Raw genomic sequence first — 18459 nt, 5'->3', positions numbered from 1 at the left:
AATTCATACGCTTCAGTCTAAAGCCTGTTTTAAACCTTCCACATAAGCGGGGTATGCCGAGATGGTATTATGCCCCGCTCCTTTTATTACAAATACCGCCTCCAACTGCTCACCAAAACGTTCAACCAACTTCTCACTTCTGGTTCGAGGGATAACCCGGTCATCTTCAGCAATAAAAATATACGTATCGGCGGTGATATCTTTTACCCGCTCGGAAGAAAGATATTTGTCTTTTATCAGCATGGATACCGGAAACATCCAATAATGATCTTTGGCGACATTTTCAATACTGTCGAACGGCGTCACCAAAATCAGCTTATCCACCTTCCGGTTCGCCGCTACATATGTTGCAACTCCGGAGCCCAGACTCCGCCCCATCAGAGATACAGATTCATGCTGCTTGCTGATCTGCTGAAATATCTCTTTAGCATCACTATACAACGCCTGCTCTGTGGGCTCTCCGGTATTATCGCCATAGCCACGGTAAGGGATAAGATAGATACTGTATTGCGGCAAGACCTGCTCAAAAAAAGGAATATTGTCTTCAATGTTTTCGGCATTACCACCGTAGTAAATCAGCGCCTTCGGCAAGTCCGCATTGAGCACCCAGCCCTTCAGCTTCATCCCATTCACCAAAAAACTGATACTATCCGCCCCATATGACTGTCGTGCCGGTTGCGGGAAATAGAGGAACTTTCGCTGCAAAGAACAGAAGGTCAGCGAAAAAACCACATAAATAGCCAACAGAGCAATCAAAAAACTTTTCATGTCAAAACCACTTCATTTCTATCATGAATCTGGTCATTTCGTGTTACCAATATAGCACCAAGGAATAACCCCATATGCATTTATTTGCTCTTAACTTACTGTGATGCTGTTAGCGTTATGTGCATGCTTTCTATGCACGCCATTGACATTGATATAATGAAGGTCATATATGTGCAAATCTGTTTTATGCATAGTTCCAATAAATGATTCGAATATTAGATCTTCTCGTATTCTCCAAGGCTGCGAATGCCGGCAGCTTCTCCGCCGCCGCTCGTCAGCTAAACCTCACCCCAGCTAAAGCAAGCAACTGTATTCAAAGACTGGAAAAAACTCTCGGTATACGGCTGTTTGTCAGATCAACCCGAAACATGCGTCTGTCAAAAGATGGTGAGCGATACCTTCCATACGCTCAGGCCATATTAGATGCGGTTGATAACAGCCGGCATGCCATATCTGAGTCTCGGGAAACAATACAAGGAAAGCTCCGTATCTCTGCGCCTTCAGATTTTGGTCGCAACCGTTTAATTCCGTGGTTGGATAATTTCCAACAAAAACACCCCCAACTTGCCATACAGATTCATATTAGTGACCAGCCTATTGATTTGTTCCAACAATCTATTGACTTGTGTATCCGATACGGTGAGTTACAGGATTCCAGTGTTGTTTCATTACCGCTCATCGCTATGAACCGACGAGCTCTGTGCGCGTCTCCTGCCTACCTGGCTGAACATGGCTTCCCCAAAACCCCTGAAGATCTGAAACAGCACAACTGTATTTGCTACATCCTTAATGAACGTATTTACGACACTTGGCGTTTTCATTACCCGAATGAGATAAAATCCATTCATGTTGAAGGTAACCGCATCTGCGACGATGCAGATTTAGCAAAGAAATGGGCTATTTCAGGATACGGTATTATCTACAAATCCAGGCTGGACTTATTCCCTGAAATTCAAAGTGGCAAATTAGTAGAGATATTTCCTTCGGAATACGGTGAACCAGCTCCGTTACAACTTCTTTGCGATCATCGCCATTCATTAACTCCGGAAGTCAGGTTGCTTCATGAATACATAAAAGCCCACTGTGATGAACTCTATACATGCTCAAAACGTAAATCAGCTTAATGCTAAATCAAACAATCACCGGATATAAAAAGACCTTGAGTAAATCACTTACCCAAGGTCTGATTTAGTGTGTAACAGTAAATCCTGTCACTCTCGTTGAACTAACAATGACGCTTAAACCACAGAAGTCAGAATTGGCTTCAATGAATATTCAGCATTCGTATTCGCCGTATTAGAAATTCCTTCCTCGCTGCCAAATGTCGCCATCGCACCAGTCAGTTTCATCAACTTCACGTTATCAACGTACACTTTCTCTGAATTATATGCCGGGTCATTGTTTTCCTGTCGGTTATCAATACGGAGTTTTAATGGTCCGGATGCCAACACATCACCTGCATTACCATCAATTTCCATTTCAAACTGATACCATTGAGGATTCGCGTACGCCCCATCACCTTTAGTGAGATCACCGATAACTGGTTTAGCATTAGCGATCAGATGATCTCCGGCGTAAACCTCAACACTCAAACTTAAATCCACAGCTTCCCTGCCATAACCAGCAAACGCCAGATCCATCGATAACAGATAATCGGCAGACTTATCCAATTGCTCATTTGTGACCTGTTCAACAGCTACAGGACCATATCGCAACGCCATCATGCGCTTACCGTCTGGAATGATAGCGTTCTTAATTTCATCAAAACCAATATCCAAACCAATAACGCCGGAGTTGTAATAAGTATCCCGCTTAAAATTCCATCCCTTGGCATAAGCCAGGCCAACAGGTGTTTTTCTGTCAGAAAGCGTTTCTTCAAATGAAGCATTTACTACGTCGACCATATCGTAATTATCAGCGTTCAACAGCTTATAGTCAGCTGAAATTGTTCTCGCCGGATCAGACAATAACGACTCGAGCTTAGATACCAGTTGCTCTGAACGATATGTTCCGTCACTGAAACCTATACCTGCTTCAAAAGCCGATGACATCCCTTCAGCTAATTCAGAAATACTCAAATAGCTTCCGCTGTTCTTTCCGATCGTACCTTTATACAAGGACTGTCCGTCAGCACTGATCTGCAGTGTCGCTGTATTATTCTCATTGAGCACAGTCATTGAGATCTGATCTGAACGGTATGGTTCAAAGCTCAGGCCCAAATTACCATTGCTACTTATGTACTCACTCACATGGTATGGCTCATTTGCCGCCTTGGCAGTCAGATACCCCGGAACATCACTGACAATCCATGTTTTGTCACCGTCCTGAACAGTCAGGTATTCAACAGTTTGATCTGTCGCCAACATTGCCACCTCTTTCTGATTAACAAAGAGCTGATACCTTGGTGTTAAGGTAGCCGTAAATGCCTTGATGGATTCAGGTGGTAAATTAGCAAAACGATCATTTACGGTAAGATCGGCAATTGAACATCCGCGAAGATTCAGAGTGTCCCCTTTACCACCATCATGATTGTAAAGTGAAACCTTATGCTCAAGAGAGGTTAAGTCGACATAATTCCGGCCATTATCACCACTAATGATCGTCATATCATTGCCTGCAGACGTGCCGCTAACCTTATAATAGTTATTTCCATCACCACCATTAACGATACCGCCGACAGCATTAACTAAATACTGATCATTACCAATTCCACCTTCGACAGTTCCGTCTCGGGCTACATCAATATTTAAGTTCCATTTTGCTTCTGCCTGCTTAAGTTCACGTTTGGTGAAAGCATCCATCAGCCAGTCGGAGATCTCTGCACCTTGTAATTCACTCGCTGACTTACCAAAAGCGATTTTATTGAATCGTTGAGCAAAGTTCAGGCTCAGAGCCTCAAGATCCGTTTGCCCTGCTTTAAACGAATCAAGCCATGCAAGATCACGAAAGATCACTGCCCCATGCTTGTCTTTAAACTGCAAACCGCCTTCTTCGCTCAACTCTGGTGTCAACTCACGGATATCTGCAAAGTTCTTTAATGTCAGCTCATTACCAAAGTCAGACTCTTTAACTGATGCTTCAGCAAGGCCATTACTCTTAACGAAATAGCTCAGTTTAAGCTCCACATCATCACCGTTTTTAAGGTGTAGTGCTTCAAAGTTACTTTGATCAAACAAGATCACTGGCTTACCGTTTTCAATCTTGCCGACAAAATACTTAGTCACATCACGCTCACCCATCATGACACGAACATGATCACTGAATATATTCGAAGACATTAACAACTGTTCATCAGCCTCAACAGCCAGCTTGCCATTGCCGGGAATTGTTGAGTGTTGATATTGACCACGGTTGTCACGTGACAGCTTGATGGAAACTTCTTTCTTTTCTTTACCCGCATCCAACAAGTAGTGATCCTGTCCTTCGCCACCAATCAACTTATGCTGTCCGGTTGAAGCCGAGAGTACATCATTACCCTCACCGGCAAGCACAATATCTGAACCGCCTTCCGCATGCATAAAGTTAGCATTGCGGTTACCCAGCAATTCATCACTTCCCTGCGAGCCAATAATGTTATTGATATTATCGAATGTCACTTTCGGGCTATTATCGCCACGACCTTCCAGATAACCCAAACCAAGATTAGCTTTCACACCATTGCTATATTCAAGATGAGTTAAGTTAATCGTATCGCTTCCGCCGACATTTGAAATGTGCGTATACATACCCAGCTTGTTGATGTTTACGACATCATTTTTCGCCGTGGTTGTTACTGTCATTTCATTAATATTGCTATCGAGCGTGATTTGAATTCCCTTGTTGTTTTCCTTTTCACCAGTTTCTGGGGCGCTATAACCGGAGAAGTCTATTTCACCTTTAGCGGCATTGAAGTCAGTTCGCACCACAAAGTTCTCAATATCATTGGCTTTGATAGTGTCATTATCGGTATGTTCATTGCTCACTTTCAACGTAAAGCTATCAGGCTGATGATTTTTATCTCTCAGGCTATATTTCAAGACTGCGGTATCCGTACCATCTCCGCCATCCAGCGTTAGCTTGCCTCCCTTTGCTTGCTGGACATCCGCATAACGAGCCACAGAAAGCACATCATCCCCGGCTTTACCTGAAAGGAAATTATGCTTGGTATGTGACACAGATTCATTGATACTCAGATAATTGCTGTTCTGATCACCTATCAACTGTGCTGAGATATCGGTGTTAGATTTATTATCTCCCCGGTAACCATACACATTGGCATAGGTTTGTTTATCAACATCCTTAACCGCAACGTTCTCGTAACCTGTCACCGCCGTTTTGGTAAATCGCAGATATAATTCAGCCAGCAGGCGCTGACTCGGGTCATATACCCCCTGAGCCATGCTGGAAATATGATCGGAAACCATACCGGTATCCCGCACTTTCATTGGAGTATATTTATCCAAAATCACTGATGATTCACTGATATGGGAAATATCAAGGCTGCTGCGTTTAAATTCAGGCCCCCAGACTTTTTCTTCGCGGATATACAGAAATTTACCATCGGTTAAATAAGCTTTGCCCGAATCTGACCCCAGGTGCCATAAATCTTTATCAGACATAGAGGAGTTTGAAACAGATTCTAGCCGATAGTTATATCCAACAGTGGCATCAGCAAAGCAGGTTAACAGGGCACCAAGCTCTTCAAACCTTGGGCTGACGTTTTTAACATATTGCTTGTTGTATCGATTGAAGAAGTCCTGACCCGATGAATAACCATGGTTGTTCTCATCAAAATTACTAATTTCCGAAAGAAATGAGCGCATTGCATTTCTGACTTCATCAACAGAAACAACGCTTCTGTTTTTGAACAGATAAATCAGCTGTTGTTGCCATTCAGCTGTCATTCCATTAGTTGCACGACCAAGCTGAGAAAGATTCTGATCTCCCGAATACTCCGCCAAGCGGTTAATATAATCGGCTACCCCTTCATAAGTTGATTGTCTCATCCATTCACGATCAAAATTAGTTCCTGCATTATCAAGTGCATCGTACAGTGTTGGTTTTAGGTCGTGATAAAGCATCAAATCTTCAAGCTGCTGGCTCCAATCCTTTACCCCTTCATTAAAAAAACCATCCTGAGCAAAGTCATAATTATCCAAATCATTAATTCGGAACTCAGTTGGCACACCAACAAAGGCCTCTTTCCGAGACAAATCAATCGTCATGGTGTCCGTTTCAATCATATAGTTTGAGATTGGCTCACCGTTATACAAAGTTTTTTGACCATTGAGGATCTTATCTGCAATGCCTTTTCTTGCACCATCACGGGTAACCAAACGTCTTGATAAATCAAGACCTTCTCCCTCATGGGCCAGCAAGGTGTCATTACCCAGGGTATCATTCGCATAGATATCAACACTTGGCTGAATCGCAACAACATCATCACCAGGGCCACTTTCATAAGAATCGGCATCTTGCCTGCCATCTAGGAAGTCATCGCCTTCACCGCCAAGCAGCAATTGCTTATCGACATTACCGATAAGAGTATCGTTATTCTCTTTGCCGTTAAGAGTCTTGTCCCCGCCGCCAACCATTCGGATATAATCATTAAGCGGGCCACCTTCCAGCGTATCGCTCTTAAAGGTGTTATCAATGATGGCAATTCGCAGCTCTTTCGCCTGCTCCCTAGCTTGTTCCGTCAGTTTAACCAGCTCGGTATGAGATGCTATTTGATCATGCGTTGCTGATGATTCCGTATCCAGATCGGCACCTTTGGTATCGACGATATACTTGAAGACATCATAACCTTGCTCTGCAAACGAGTTTGAAAACTGCTGTACCTGATCTTTAAATGCTTTTGAATCGATAAACTCATCAAAAGCCTGCTGAAGTTTTTCTTCATCAGTTCGGGTGTCTACCAGCTCTGCCAGTCCGGCAATTAATGAAGAAATGAAATCAACCGCACTGGAAACAACATCAATAACAAAAGATGCCAAAGTACCAATTCCCGGAATAACATCCAGTGCAGCACCAACACCATTCAATACCACGTTAATTGAGTCTAAGGTCGCAGCTACGGCATACATAGCACCACGACCGCCATTACCGCTGGCTAAAGCATAATGCGCCTGAATCGACTTTTGTACGACACTATTGACGCTGCTCATCACACCAATAATGTTACCGGCCACAGGAGCAAATCGACCGACTTTCTCCGCGCTTTCTTTACCTGCATTTTCCGCTAATTTATAAGAAATCAACGCGCCAATATCAGCAATACCTTTTGATGTACTAAAAAAGCTGCGTGATATCGTCAGGTTAGTCATATGCTTTTGTCTGGTGTATTCAGCATCACTGATTTCGCCAGTCATATGCTTCTCTTCAAGCGCACTCAGGTCACTGAAACCACCAATAAAGCCTTTACCACCAACCACAATATTCAGACTAGATGCAGCAGCACTTAATTTCACTGTTGTGCCAAATTTATTTGAAGACTCAACACGATTTCGCCACTTAATTTCATTATTTACAGGGCGGATTCGATCGGTTCCTGTTGCCGCATCATTGACATCATTTAATTCCGACTCAAGGCGAATTTCTCGACTAACTAATGCTGTCTTATCTACATTTTTATTAAATAACTTATTAAGCGCATCATCCTGAGCTGCTTGCGCTAAATCATTCTGCAATACAGCCATAACTTTATTATAATTATGAACTTTCATTACTTCCTTGAAGTGATCAGGAAGTAAACCTTTTGCCGCTATCGCAGCATTCGCGAAATATTTATTTTCTGCATAAAGTTCAGTTAATGAGGTTGTAATACCATCAATAGATTTATTAGCAGGTTGGCTCATTGCGTGCAGGAAGTCATTATAAGAGTCTCTTATCCGACTTCCCCAGGTAGATTGGCTTTTCAGCCCACCTTCTGGTAATTCAAGGTTGCTAAGCAACATCTCATCAACCTTGCCATTCTGTGTCATTTCACAAAATTGGCTCAGCTGATTAATTACATCCTGATCTGTTTTTAATGCTGAGACAGACGAAATCTCTTCTTCAGACAGCCCATATTCCCGCATTGAGTCTGTCATTAAATCAATGATCTGACTGAAGGTCACTTCTTCTGCAGGCTTGCCGCCCGCCATCGCCACCATACTTTCAGTAAGCAGTGCCTGATACTTCCTGGTAAACACTTTAACCACATCGGCATTCAGTGTGCTTTCGGCATTGTTGTTTCCTGTTGCCATATTTTAGCTCCTGTTTATCTATTATGAGGTACAAAAAGGTTGCACCAACCCATAGCGCTCAACTGAGTTGACCACTAAAAATTGATTATTCAGATGTTGTTAAGATATTGTTCCGTTATCCATTACTTATCTAAGAAATAGATTTATTTTTAACTTAATTATTCAAACCGAATTAAAACCAACGATTAATTATTAGATTTACTTCCCCATCTGTAATTTCCAAAGTCGGGCATAATGTCCGTTACATGCTAATAATTCATCGTGAGAACCATCTTCTATAACCTTGCCTTCATCAATTACCAATATCCTGTCAGCATGACGGAGAGTATTTAAACGATGGGCAATACTGATCACCGTACGCCCTTTACAAATTGCATCCATATTGGCTACTACTGCTGCTTCAGATTCATAATCGAGCGCACTGGTGGCTTCATCCAGTAACAAAATACCGGGATTGGTAATTAACGCCCGAGCCAATGCTATTCGCTGACGCTGACCACCGGAAAGCTGTGAGCCTTTCTCTCCGACCTGAGTGTCATATCCTTGAGGTAAGCCAGTAATGAAATCATGGGCACCGGCTAACGTAGCTGACTGCACAACTTCGGCATCGGTTGCCCCCGGACAACAAAGGCGAATGTTTTCAGCAACACTACCGGCAAAAAGCAGACTTTCCTGCAAAACCACGCTCATACTACGACGAATCGCAACCGGATCTGCAATCGCCAAATCAACGCCATCAATCAACACCTGACCATGCTGGGGAACGTACAGACGCTGCATCAAACGAGTCAGTGTTGACTTGCCGCACCCTGACGGGCCGGTTATGCCAACAAACTCTCCCGGTTGAATATCGACACTGAGGTTACGCAAAACTTCCTGACCATCCTCATCATAACGAAAGCGCACCCCTTTAAAGCTAACACTCCCCTGCAGACGAGGAACCGACGCCAGACCGCCACTGCCACTTTCATCCTCTTCGTCAAGAATATCGCCCACCCGACGCAACGAAATCAGGGTATGCTGAAAGTCCTGCCAGATCTGTGCCAGACGCAATATAGGCTGAGTGACATGGCCAGAGAACATATTAAAAGCCACCAGCTCACCTGGCGTTAGCCGCCCTTCCATCACTAAGCTAACTCCCCACCAAAGCAACAGGGCTGAAGTCAGCTTTTGTACCAAACCAATACCCTGACCAGCCCAGATCCCGAGCACTTTGGCGCGCAACGAAGCCCTTATATAAGCAGCCAGTTGTTTCTCCCAGCTGTGAATTGAACCCGGTTCGGTCGCCGTCGTTTTAATGGTTTCAATCCCGGTCACAGACTCCGTCAGAAAAGCAGTATTTTCAGCTCTTAACTCATATTCTCGCAGTACCCGTGCTCGCAAAACCGGTCCGATCGCCAACCAAAACAAGAAATACACCAACAATGATGCCAGCACCAACCAGGTAAGTCGGTCTGAATAAGAAAACATTACCGCGACAAACAGCCCGACAAAGGTCATATCGAGCAATAAAGTAAGTGCTGAACCCGTTAAGAACTGGCGGATTTGCCCCATCTCACGCACCCTAGCAATAATCTCGCCGGTCTGCCGTTGCTGAAAATAGCCCAACGGCAACGCCACCAAATGTTGATAAAGACGCGTCGACAATTCAGCATTCACTTTGCTGGCGAGATGGGCAAACAACCAGGATCGCAAGTGACCATAAACGGGTTCAAAAACAGCCAGCACCAACATCGCAATTCCCAAAACGTGTAAACTGGATATCCCGCGGCTAACCAAAACCCGGTCAATGACATTTTCAAACAGCATAGGTGTCACCAGTGCTATCAATTGCAGCATCAGTGATACCAGCAAGACGTTCCTGAACTGGGAAAAATGTTTACGCAGGGTCGGAAAAAACCAGCTAAGACCAAATGCACGCTTCTTGCTAACCTCGTTCATTTCAGCCAGCAAAATCAACCTGCCATCCCAGTATTTCGCCAATACGGCTCTTTGGTATTGGCGCGTCCTTTCTGTTCTCGGGTGATAAAGAGTTACCGTTTCGCCATCAACCTCTTCCAGCACTAACCAACCATGTACCGTTTTCAACAAACTCGGCACCGGCAAGTTAGCGAACCTGGTTATATCTGACTGCCCCTGGCTTGCCCGAAGGCCTATCCATTTGGCACAACGACAAAGGTTCTGCGAACTAACCGATGCTTCAGCCTGGCCTAACAAGTGGCTGAGCTGAGCAACTTCAACCGGTACGTTAAAATGTCGGGCGGCGTAAACCAGCGCATGTAAACCATAATCTTCCGGATCGTTAGTCGCATCCAAGGCATCAACAGCAGAATCAATGGCCGCCATCTCTGTATCAGGAAAAGATAATTCGCTCATACTATTATCGCTCCCGTAACGCTTCAGACTGGTATTGCTGCAAAGGACTCAGCAGATAATCAATCACCCGCCTTTTCCCTGTCCGGATTTCAGCCATCACACTCATTCCAGCCTGCAATGGAACCAAGTGTTCATCCACTGCCACATAAGTCTGCGCTAACTGAATCCGCGCCGGAAAGACCAACCCTTGCTGCTCATCCTTGACCGCATCCCGTGATACATTCATAACTTTGCCTGCAATGGTGCCATAGCGAGTGTACGGGAATGAGTCAACCTTAATTTCAACGGACTGCCCGGCATGAACAAAACCGACATCCTTGTTCAACACCATCACATCGGCTTCCAGCATCGCATCATCCGGTACAATCACCATTAGTTGCTGCGCTGGCTGAACCACCCCTCCTAAGGTATGCACAGCTAATTGCTGCACTACGCCATCAACCGGAGAACGCAGACTTTGCAGACGTTGTTTTTCTTCCACTTTGATTAGTCGCTGACTCAGTACAGCAATACTCTCCTGAGCCTGATTAACCTGGTCGTAATACTCACGGGATATCTTTGCCAGATAGCTGTCTTTACGATCTTTCAGGCTCTGATACTCAGCATTTAGTACCGCTAACTCAGTTTGCTGCTGGGACCGAGAACGCTCAAGCTCAAGCAGTTCGCGCTCCTGTTCAAGCAATTCAACCCGGGATAACAATTTACTTTTTGCTAATAAGCGCCGAGCTTTCAGCCTGGCTTCAATATTGGAAGCTAGCCTATTAAGGACCTTAATATCGGTCTGACGTGCCTGTTGATTTGCCTGATTCACCGCCAACTCACCGTTGAGGCTTTCCAACGTTGAAACCACCTCTTTCCAGACGCTGGCAAGATGCGCTCGGGTCATCGCAACTTCTTCTGTCGGAGCATCTTCTGGCGCAATAAATTGATGTATGGGATCGTCAGTCAGCAATGCCCGGAAACGCGCCAGTTCCAACATCTTGAAATTGAGCTGCTCCTGTAGCTCTTGCACTTCGGCTTCCACCCCAACCGGGTTAAGGTTGATTAACACATCCCCTTTATTCACGCTTTGCCCGTCATGAACATGGATCGCCGCAATTTCTCCGGCTTCCAACGACTGAATCACTTTAGAGCGGCTATGAATAAGCAACCGCCCCGTTGCATTTGCATGGATATCCAACTGGCCGATTACTGCCCATATCAAAACAATAACAATCAATGAGGTCAGCGCTATCGCAGTGATCCTTGCCAAAGGGGCCGGTGGACGTTCAACGACTTCCAGGTAGCCGGGCTGAAAATCAAATTCTTCACGGGTACGTTTCGGATCACCTACTTCCTTCCTGCGAAATTTTAATTTATCAAACAGTTGGAATCGCATTATGCCTCCTCCTTACGTAATTCCTGTTGCAAGCGCCAAAGACGGGCATAGCACCCTTCTTTTGCCAGCAATGTCTGATGGTCGCCGGATTCGGTGATCTGCCCGCTTTCCATCACAATGATCCGATCACAATTACGGACAGTCGAAAGTCGATGAGCAATCATAAGAACGGTTCTGCCTTTAACGATATCGCCCATATTGGCCTGAATAATTGCCTGGGATTCATCGTCCAGTGCACTGGTCGCTTCATCAAAAATCAGTAACTTCGGTTCCCCAATCAGAGCTCGGGCTATAGCGATTCGTTGCCTCTGACCACCGGATAATGAACTGCCGGCTTCTGCCAACACTGTGTCGTACCCCAATGGCAATTGCAGAATAAAGTCGTGAGCACCGGCAAGTTTGGCGGCATGAACCACTTTCTCAAGCGGTGCGGATGGTTCTCTTATCGCAATATTCTGGCGAACCGTGCGGTTAAACAGGTAATTTTCCTGTAGAACTACGCCAATTTGACTACGTAAATATCCAGGCGAGAGCTGCATCAGAGGTACGCCGTCAATCGTGATTTCCCCAGAATCCGGTACATATAATTTTTGTAATATTCGGGTCAGTGTACTTTTTCCAGAACCGGAAGGGCCTACAATCCCAATCGACTCCCCGGCAGCAATATGCAATGACACTCCATTAAGAACCGGAGCGTGATCGGGCTGATAACGGAAAACCAAGTCTCGAACATACACTTCACCGGCTAACGGGGCTGAAGGCCGAATATCACCGACTGTCTGCTCAACCGGAAGATTGAGCATGTCTCCCAACTTATCGACCGCAACTCGTGTCTGGATAAACTGTTGCCAAAGTTCTATCAGCTTCGCGATTGGTTGGCTGGTATGTGACACCATCATGTTGAACGCGATCAACTGGCCAATAGTCATTTCCAATCCGATCACCATATGAGCCCCCATCCAAATCACGCTGATACTGGTGACTTTTTGTAGCAACATAACACCATGGTTAATCAAGCTGTTGATGGTCTGAGTTTGGAAGTTTGCATCTACCATATCGGCAGTTTGAGATTCCCAACGGCGCTGCATCCGTGGCTCCAGAGCCAAACTTTTTATGGTCTCCGCACCACTGACAGACTCATTCAGGAAAGAGGTATTAACGGATAATGCCCGGAACTGTTCTTCAATCCGTTGCTGCAACGGTGCGGTACTAAGCCAGGCAAGAAGGAAATAGAGAGGAAGGACAGCAAGAACCAATCCGGTAAGTGGCAGGGATATCCAGGACATGACACCAAAGAAAACCAAGGTAAAAACGACATCGACACAAAGAGTCAGCATCGAACCGGTAAGGAAATCTCGAATGCTGTCCAACTCCTGAACCCGGGTAATAATGTTACCGACCTGCCTTTGCTTAAAATACAGTAATGGCAGCCCCAACATATGACGAAACAACTTTACGCCCAGAGTGATATCAATCCGGCTGGCCGTATGTGAAAAAATATATTCCCTCGCGCCTTTTAATATCACCTCAAACAAACCAGTGATCACTAGCGCCAATACCAGGACATCCAAAGTTGACAGCGCCTTGTGAACCAGCACTTTATCCATAACCACCTGAAAAAAAAGTGGCGTCGCAAGTGCCAATAACTGCAACATTAATGAAAATATCAGGACTTCACCCAACAAACGTCGGTATTTCAAAAACGCAGGCACAAACCAAGACACATCAAATTTAAGCGATGGAGCCTTAATTTGAATTACTTCACCGCTCCACTGCGAACTCAAATTCTCACTAGAGAGTATTTGTGGTTGATTCTCTTCCGGCGACTGAATCAAAAACCGGTCTTCCGCCATTTGAGCTAAAACACAATAATGGCCCGATAAGCTTCGGTAAGCTAAAGGTAATTTCTGTACAGTAAGCCGACTCAGTGTTAATTTCGATACCTTAAAACCAACATTATTTTCACTGCCATAATCTGTAATTTGTGCCTTTAACGACTTTAACTCCGGTGAGACCGAAATGGGCTTAGCATCACCGGTTACTAATTGTGTTAACATCTGGCAGCAAGTGAGCGCTGATAAGCAAACATCCTCCTTTTTTCGAAGGTGCTCGCGCGTGTCCTTACTCATAAAACGCTTTTCTCTCAGTTTTTATACAAGAAACTTTATGTATTGAGCCAACAAAAAAGCTTAAACAGTCCGGATTACCAACTTATTATTTTTGAATTGTCCAGAATTGAGCATGGGTAGACTAAATATATGATGGTGGGCTGTATACCAAACTGAATAAACATCGGATTTAAGGGTAGTTTCTTATTAATGAGAAAAAAACCATTAAAACTAATAAAGACTTTCTTAATTTTCGGGAAAATCTCTTACTCACCTCACTTGGTTTTCTACATAAAAACGATAAAAGACACAGCCATAAATACACAGATTGATCAGCACAGCAACGAATCCCAACACAATCTGCACATTAAAATTCAGCTGCTCCGGATAGATAACAGGAATAATGTAGTGCTCAACGAATCCGCCGGAATAGCCTTGCTCACCGGCAGCCCTTCTGAACCGAATTTCCAACGGTGTTAATGGACAAATCCATCCTTTAAAGCTGATCAAAGCTACCCACACCGCAGCCGGGAGATGGACAAAAACAAGCAGACGTCGCCACATCACCAATAAGCCGCCCAGCAAGGCGAAGATGATAAACAGCAAATGTATCACGACAACAAAATCAGCCAGAATGCGATAAGTCAGGACAGACTCCTTTATAAAGGCGTGTTACAAAAAGAATAGCAGAGACGTAATCAGAAAGAACCTCGGGCAAAAATCCTTCCAACTGGTCAAATAGGATTCAGAAACTTCGCAAGATGAGTGTTATATCAAGATAGTTACTGTGAATGTATTTACCAACATTTATACTCTTTCAAAATATCCGAATAAAACATAATTATGATAAAGAAAATTAATATCTTCTTTGCCGTTACGTTGGCTGTACTACTGGTTATCTCAAGTGTTATTTCTTTTAATTTCCTAGATAGCTGGAAAAACAAAAACATCCAGAAAGCAAATGATGAAACAGTAAAAATTGTTACGGAAACGTTCGATTCTAAGCTTGCTGAAATGCAACGTCTGACTACACAACTGGCTTTCATGCTACCGATTAAGCAATGGGGAATCAGTTCTTCAGATATGCTGGAAAGATTTAAGAAAACCATTGCCATCAACCCAGCGATCAAAGATCTGTACATTACGGATCTGACCGGACAGGTTTTCAGCGGACAGGAAGGTGGTTATGTCAACAAAGATGTTTATGATCCCAAACAGATGAATAAGAAATGGTATTTCGCTATTGTGGAAAACCACCACTCTTTTTATATGTCCGATCCACGAGTCAATATTTCAGGTGACTTGATTTCTGTGCTGGCAGCCCCTCTCTATGAGAATGGTCAACTTACCGGAACCTTATCTATCGATATTAACCTCAGCAAAATTATGCCTGAGCTGAACCAGGAGTACGCGATTACAGATAAGCGCGGACAGGTTCTGCTAACAGACGCAACCACGCATGATTGGCTTGAGAAAAACATTTTCGAGCTAAGACCCGAATTCAAACACGTAGACCATAAGCCTTACCTTTATAAAAACCCGAAGGGAGATGCTTTCAGCGTTTCTAAGCAGTCTATTAGTAAGCATTTTGACTTGTATGCCTTTACACTACAAAACGACGCAATAGCCATGCAAAAAAGTCTGTTTACCGGGCTGATCTCACTCTTGATCTTTGTTGGTGCTTTACTTTCTGCAATCGTATTTATTGTTGTTCGCCGTGAAGTAAACAATAACCTCGGGGAAGAACCGGAAGCTCTTGCTGGTAAAATTCAGATGTTTGCAGATGGCAACATCACATCAGTAAAGTTCAACAACAATGGTTTGATTTCGAAATCACTTGGTGAAATGCAGAGTAACATCCTCAATATTGTCACCTCTGCAAACAATGCCATGGCTGATCTTTACCAGAATCAGGATCAGATTAACCTCATCATCCAGCAAAATACGGATAATGCAGATAAAGAAGTTGCTGATATTGAGCAGGTAGTCGCTGCAGCGACTGAATTATCTGCCACAGCAACAGAAGTCGCTCAAAATGCTGTCGATGCAGAGACAGCCACAAGTGCAACACTTCAAGTTATCAATAACAGTGCCACGGTATTATCACACTCAGAAACCATTTCTAACCAAGTCAACCAGTCAATTCAAGAGTCAGCAACTGTTGTGAATGAATTGAAAGAATACTCGACTCAAATCAGCTCAGTCGTCGATGTCATTAACTCAATTTCCGATCAAACCAACTTGCTGGCATTGAATGCCGCCATTGAAGCTGCCCGTGCCGGTGCTCATGGCCGCGGTTTTGCTGTGGTTGCAGATGAAGTTCGCGCACTTGCCGCTAAGACTCAAAGCTCAACTGTCGATATCCATGAACTGATTACCAAACTTCAGGAGCAGTCTGAAAAAGCTGATTCATTCATGGTAAATAGCGCAAATCTGGTTGGAGAAGCAAAAGCCATCTCCAATGAACTGAATGACGCATTTAAGGAAATCTCACACCACGTTGAGTCTATCTCCAAAATTAACGCTATGGTTGCCACTGCATCTGAAGAGCAGTCATCGGTAACTCAGGATATTTCGCAGAGAATGGAAGGCATTAACAGCAATGTTCACCAGAACCTTAACAATGCACATAAAACCAATAATGCGAATAGCGAAATCGCTAAGCTGACAGAAAAAGTCCAAAAGGAATTACTGTTCTTTAAAGTTTAAAAAACAATTAACAAAGGAGCCCATCAATTTTGGGCTCTATCAAATAAAATCTATCCCAACATACAGAACCGAACGACAACTTAGTAAAAAACTTAACCATAAATTCCTTCTTGGCATAAAACAATAATATTCAAATGCAACGAAGAAGTGTTTTTTTCTTGCTTTTCGTATAAAATCACACATTTCTTAAATGTTGGCTATTTACATTTATTTCCAAGGAATAAAAATGAAAACGAAAACCGGACTAAAGGCTATATCCGCTTTAATTATGACTTCTGCCCTTGTTGCCTGTGGTGGTGGCAGTGATGGTGGTAGTGGTGTAACTAACAATGCTTTCACAGCAGAAAGTGTAACAAGCAAATACACTGGAAATACGAAACTTGCAAACCTAAACCGTGATAATGCAGCTGATTTTGCAAATAGTGCCTATAGCATAACAAGTGAATTTGCTGATAAAGATGATTTATTTAGTAACCAACTTAGTATTCCTAATTTAATTGGCTCACTCGATCAAATTCCAAGCATGTCTCAGAACTGTGATCTTGGTTCTTTAAATATAGAAAATAGCCTTACCAACGGCCTTGGCTCTCTATCGATTACATTCAACAATTGCCAAACACAAACCAGTAACAACACTCAAAAAATCAACGGCAAAATGCAACTAAACATTGACAGTTTGGACGCATATGGTGCCCCATACACATACAGCTCAACCTTTAGCAATTACTCACTTAATCTTAACGATAATTCAAACTCTGCAAATTTCTCCGCCTTCATCCATGGAGAAAATAAAGTTGTTAAAGAAAACGAAGGACGTAAGTCTATTACAAACCTCGTTAACAGTATGGCATCATCTCAAAATGCAAGTGACAATGAAAATGTAATGGTTCAAAGTTTCACTGTTATTGAGAAAACTAATAGCATTAATCAAAAAGAATATAGTATGTCAGGTGAATTTTATGATGCTACACAAGGTAAGGTTAATGTAAGTACAGTAAAACCACTAATCTTTAGCTCTCCTAACCTGCTGGAATCTGGTTCATTTGTATTAACAGGCAACAATAATAGTAAAGTTAAAGTTGAAATTGATAACTATGTAACATCACTGCATGTTGACGCTGATGGTGATGACTCTTATGAATATACAGCCCCGTACTTTAGATTAGAATCGGAATAAGTAATTATTCCCATTGCTCTTAAATTTTCAACAGGCTGCTATGGGCAGCCTGTTTTTTTTAACTTTTCGCTCGAATGAGCACCTGCAATCAACTCTATAAAATAGCAAAAGTTTATTTCACGAAAACCATATTGACGTTAACAGGCACGCTCAGAAGAATTGAATTTAACTTAGCGATTTCCCGCAGCGCTTCAACGCCTTTTTCCAGACCGAACTGCTCAGCGCCTATATTTACCGGCCAGATTGTCGAAACTAAAAGGCCGCCGTTTTCTAAGCCCGTAACTTGCATTTGCGCCTTTAACTCCTGTTTCATGCCATGAAGATCAAGAGAAAACACAACCTCCATTGCCTGTGTTTTGCCTGCCGTCATATTACTTAGCATTACCGGGTCAACATTGGCAGACAGAGTAGTTAAAGGGTATTTCTCGGTAACGAACAGCTCCTTTTTCATGCGCTCATCCCGGATTGGGATTCGAGTATCGACACTGGTTAAGTCGATAGTGACACTGACTTCCCCACCCTTAGTGATCGAGCCGCCAATATTTCGGAACTGATTATATTCAATCACAGAACCATTCTTGACCGTCGAATAATTTACACTCGACTGAGTATTATCGAGCCGCCAGTCTGCTATCGCTCCCGTACTGACTCCCATCCCTAAAACCAGTGCGAAAAAAAGCCATACCCCATCAATCCAACGCATAAAAAAGTCCTATA

General features: G+C 43.5%; 10 protein-coding genes. 3 read left to right on the top strand and 7 right to left on the bottom strand.

Going from position 1 to position 18459, the window contains the following annotated elements:
* Positions 1-12 precede the first annotated feature (12 nt).
* On the bottom strand, positions 13-768 hold the full coding sequence (locus C942_RS06770; protein WP_007463938.1) for an alpha/beta hydrolase: 756 nt from the start codon (positions 766-768) through the stop codon (positions 13-15).
* 203 nt (positions 769-971) lie between these two features.
* Here C942_RS06770 and C942_RS06765 point away from each other — a divergent pair, with 203 nt between their 5' ends.
* Positions 972-1892: a LysR family transcriptional regulator gene (locus C942_RS06765; protein WP_007463936.1), complete on the top strand. Its 921-nt coding sequence runs from the start codon at positions 972-974 to the stop codon at positions 1890-1892.
* 114 nt (positions 1893-2006) lie between these two features.
* Here the strand turns inward: C942_RS06765 and C942_RS06760 are convergent, their stop codons facing one another.
* The 5 genes from C942_RS06760 to C942_RS06740 all read right to left on the bottom strand — a co-directional run bounded on the left by C942_RS06760 (position 2007) and on the right by C942_RS06740 (position 14489).
* Complete coding sequence (locus C942_RS06760) at positions 2007-7994, bottom strand: calcium-binding protein (protein ID WP_007463933.1); 5988 nt, start codon at positions 7992-7994, stop codon at positions 2007-2009.
* 198 nt (positions 7995-8192) lie between these two features.
* On the bottom strand, positions 8193-10340 hold the full coding sequence (locus C942_RS06755; protein ID WP_051035747.1) for a type I secretion system permease/ATPase: 2148 nt from the start codon (positions 10338-10340) through the stop codon (positions 8193-8195).
* A 34-nt stretch (positions 10341-10374) separates the two neighbouring features.
* The gene (locus tag C942_RS06750; protein WP_007463929.1) at positions 10375-11748 is read right to left on the bottom strand and encodes an HlyD family type I secretion periplasmic adaptor subunit; all 1374 of its coding nucleotides are present in this window, start codon (positions 11746-11748) and stop codon (positions 10375-10377) included.
* Positions 11748-13805, bottom strand: coding sequence for a peptidase domain-containing ABC transporter (locus C942_RS06745; protein ID WP_036798946.1), 2058 nt, complete (start codon positions 13803-13805; stop codon positions 11748-11750). Before C942_RS06745 ends, C942_RS06750 begins: the two co-directional genes overlap by 1 nt.
* Before the next feature lie 321 nt (positions 13806-14126).
* The gene (locus tag C942_RS06740) at positions 14127-14489 is read right to left on the bottom strand and encodes a DUF2784 domain-containing protein (RefSeq protein WP_269744762.1); all 363 of its coding nucleotides are present in this window, start codon (positions 14487-14489) and stop codon (positions 14127-14129) included.
* 210 nt (positions 14490-14699) lie between these two features.
* Here C942_RS06740 and C942_RS06735 point away from each other — a divergent pair, with 210 nt between their 5' ends.
* Both C942_RS06735 and C942_RS06730 read left to right on the top strand, forming a co-directional pair.
* Positions 14700-16565 carry a methyl-accepting chemotaxis protein gene (locus C942_RS06735; RefSeq protein ID WP_007463917.1) on the top strand — a complete coding sequence of 622 codons (1866 nt, stop codon included), beginning with the start codon at positions 14700-14702 and terminating at the stop codon, positions 16563-16565.
* A 226-nt stretch (positions 16566-16791) separates the two neighbouring features.
* Positions 16792-17742 carry a hypothetical protein gene (locus C942_RS06730; RefSeq protein ID WP_007463914.1) on the top strand — a complete coding sequence of 317 codons (951 nt, stop codon included), beginning with the start codon at positions 16792-16794 and terminating at the stop codon, positions 17740-17742.
* Between the two features lie 112 nt (positions 17743-17854).
* Here C942_RS06730 and C942_RS06725 read toward each other — a convergent pair whose 3' ends face one another.
* Positions 17855-18445, bottom strand: a complete 591-nt coding sequence (locus C942_RS06725) for a YceI family protein (RefSeq protein ID WP_007463912.1) — start codon at positions 18443-18445, stop codon at positions 17855-17857.
* Positions 18446-18459: the final 14 nt, after the last annotated feature.

Origin of the sequence: Photobacterium marinum (assembly GCF_000331515.1) — a bacterium.
GTDB lineage: Bacteria > Pseudomonadota > Gammaproteobacteria > Enterobacterales > Vibrionaceae > Photobacterium > Photobacterium marinum.
Note: the sequence above shows the minus strand (reverse complement) of the source record. Positions and strands in the feature narration are given on the sequence as shown.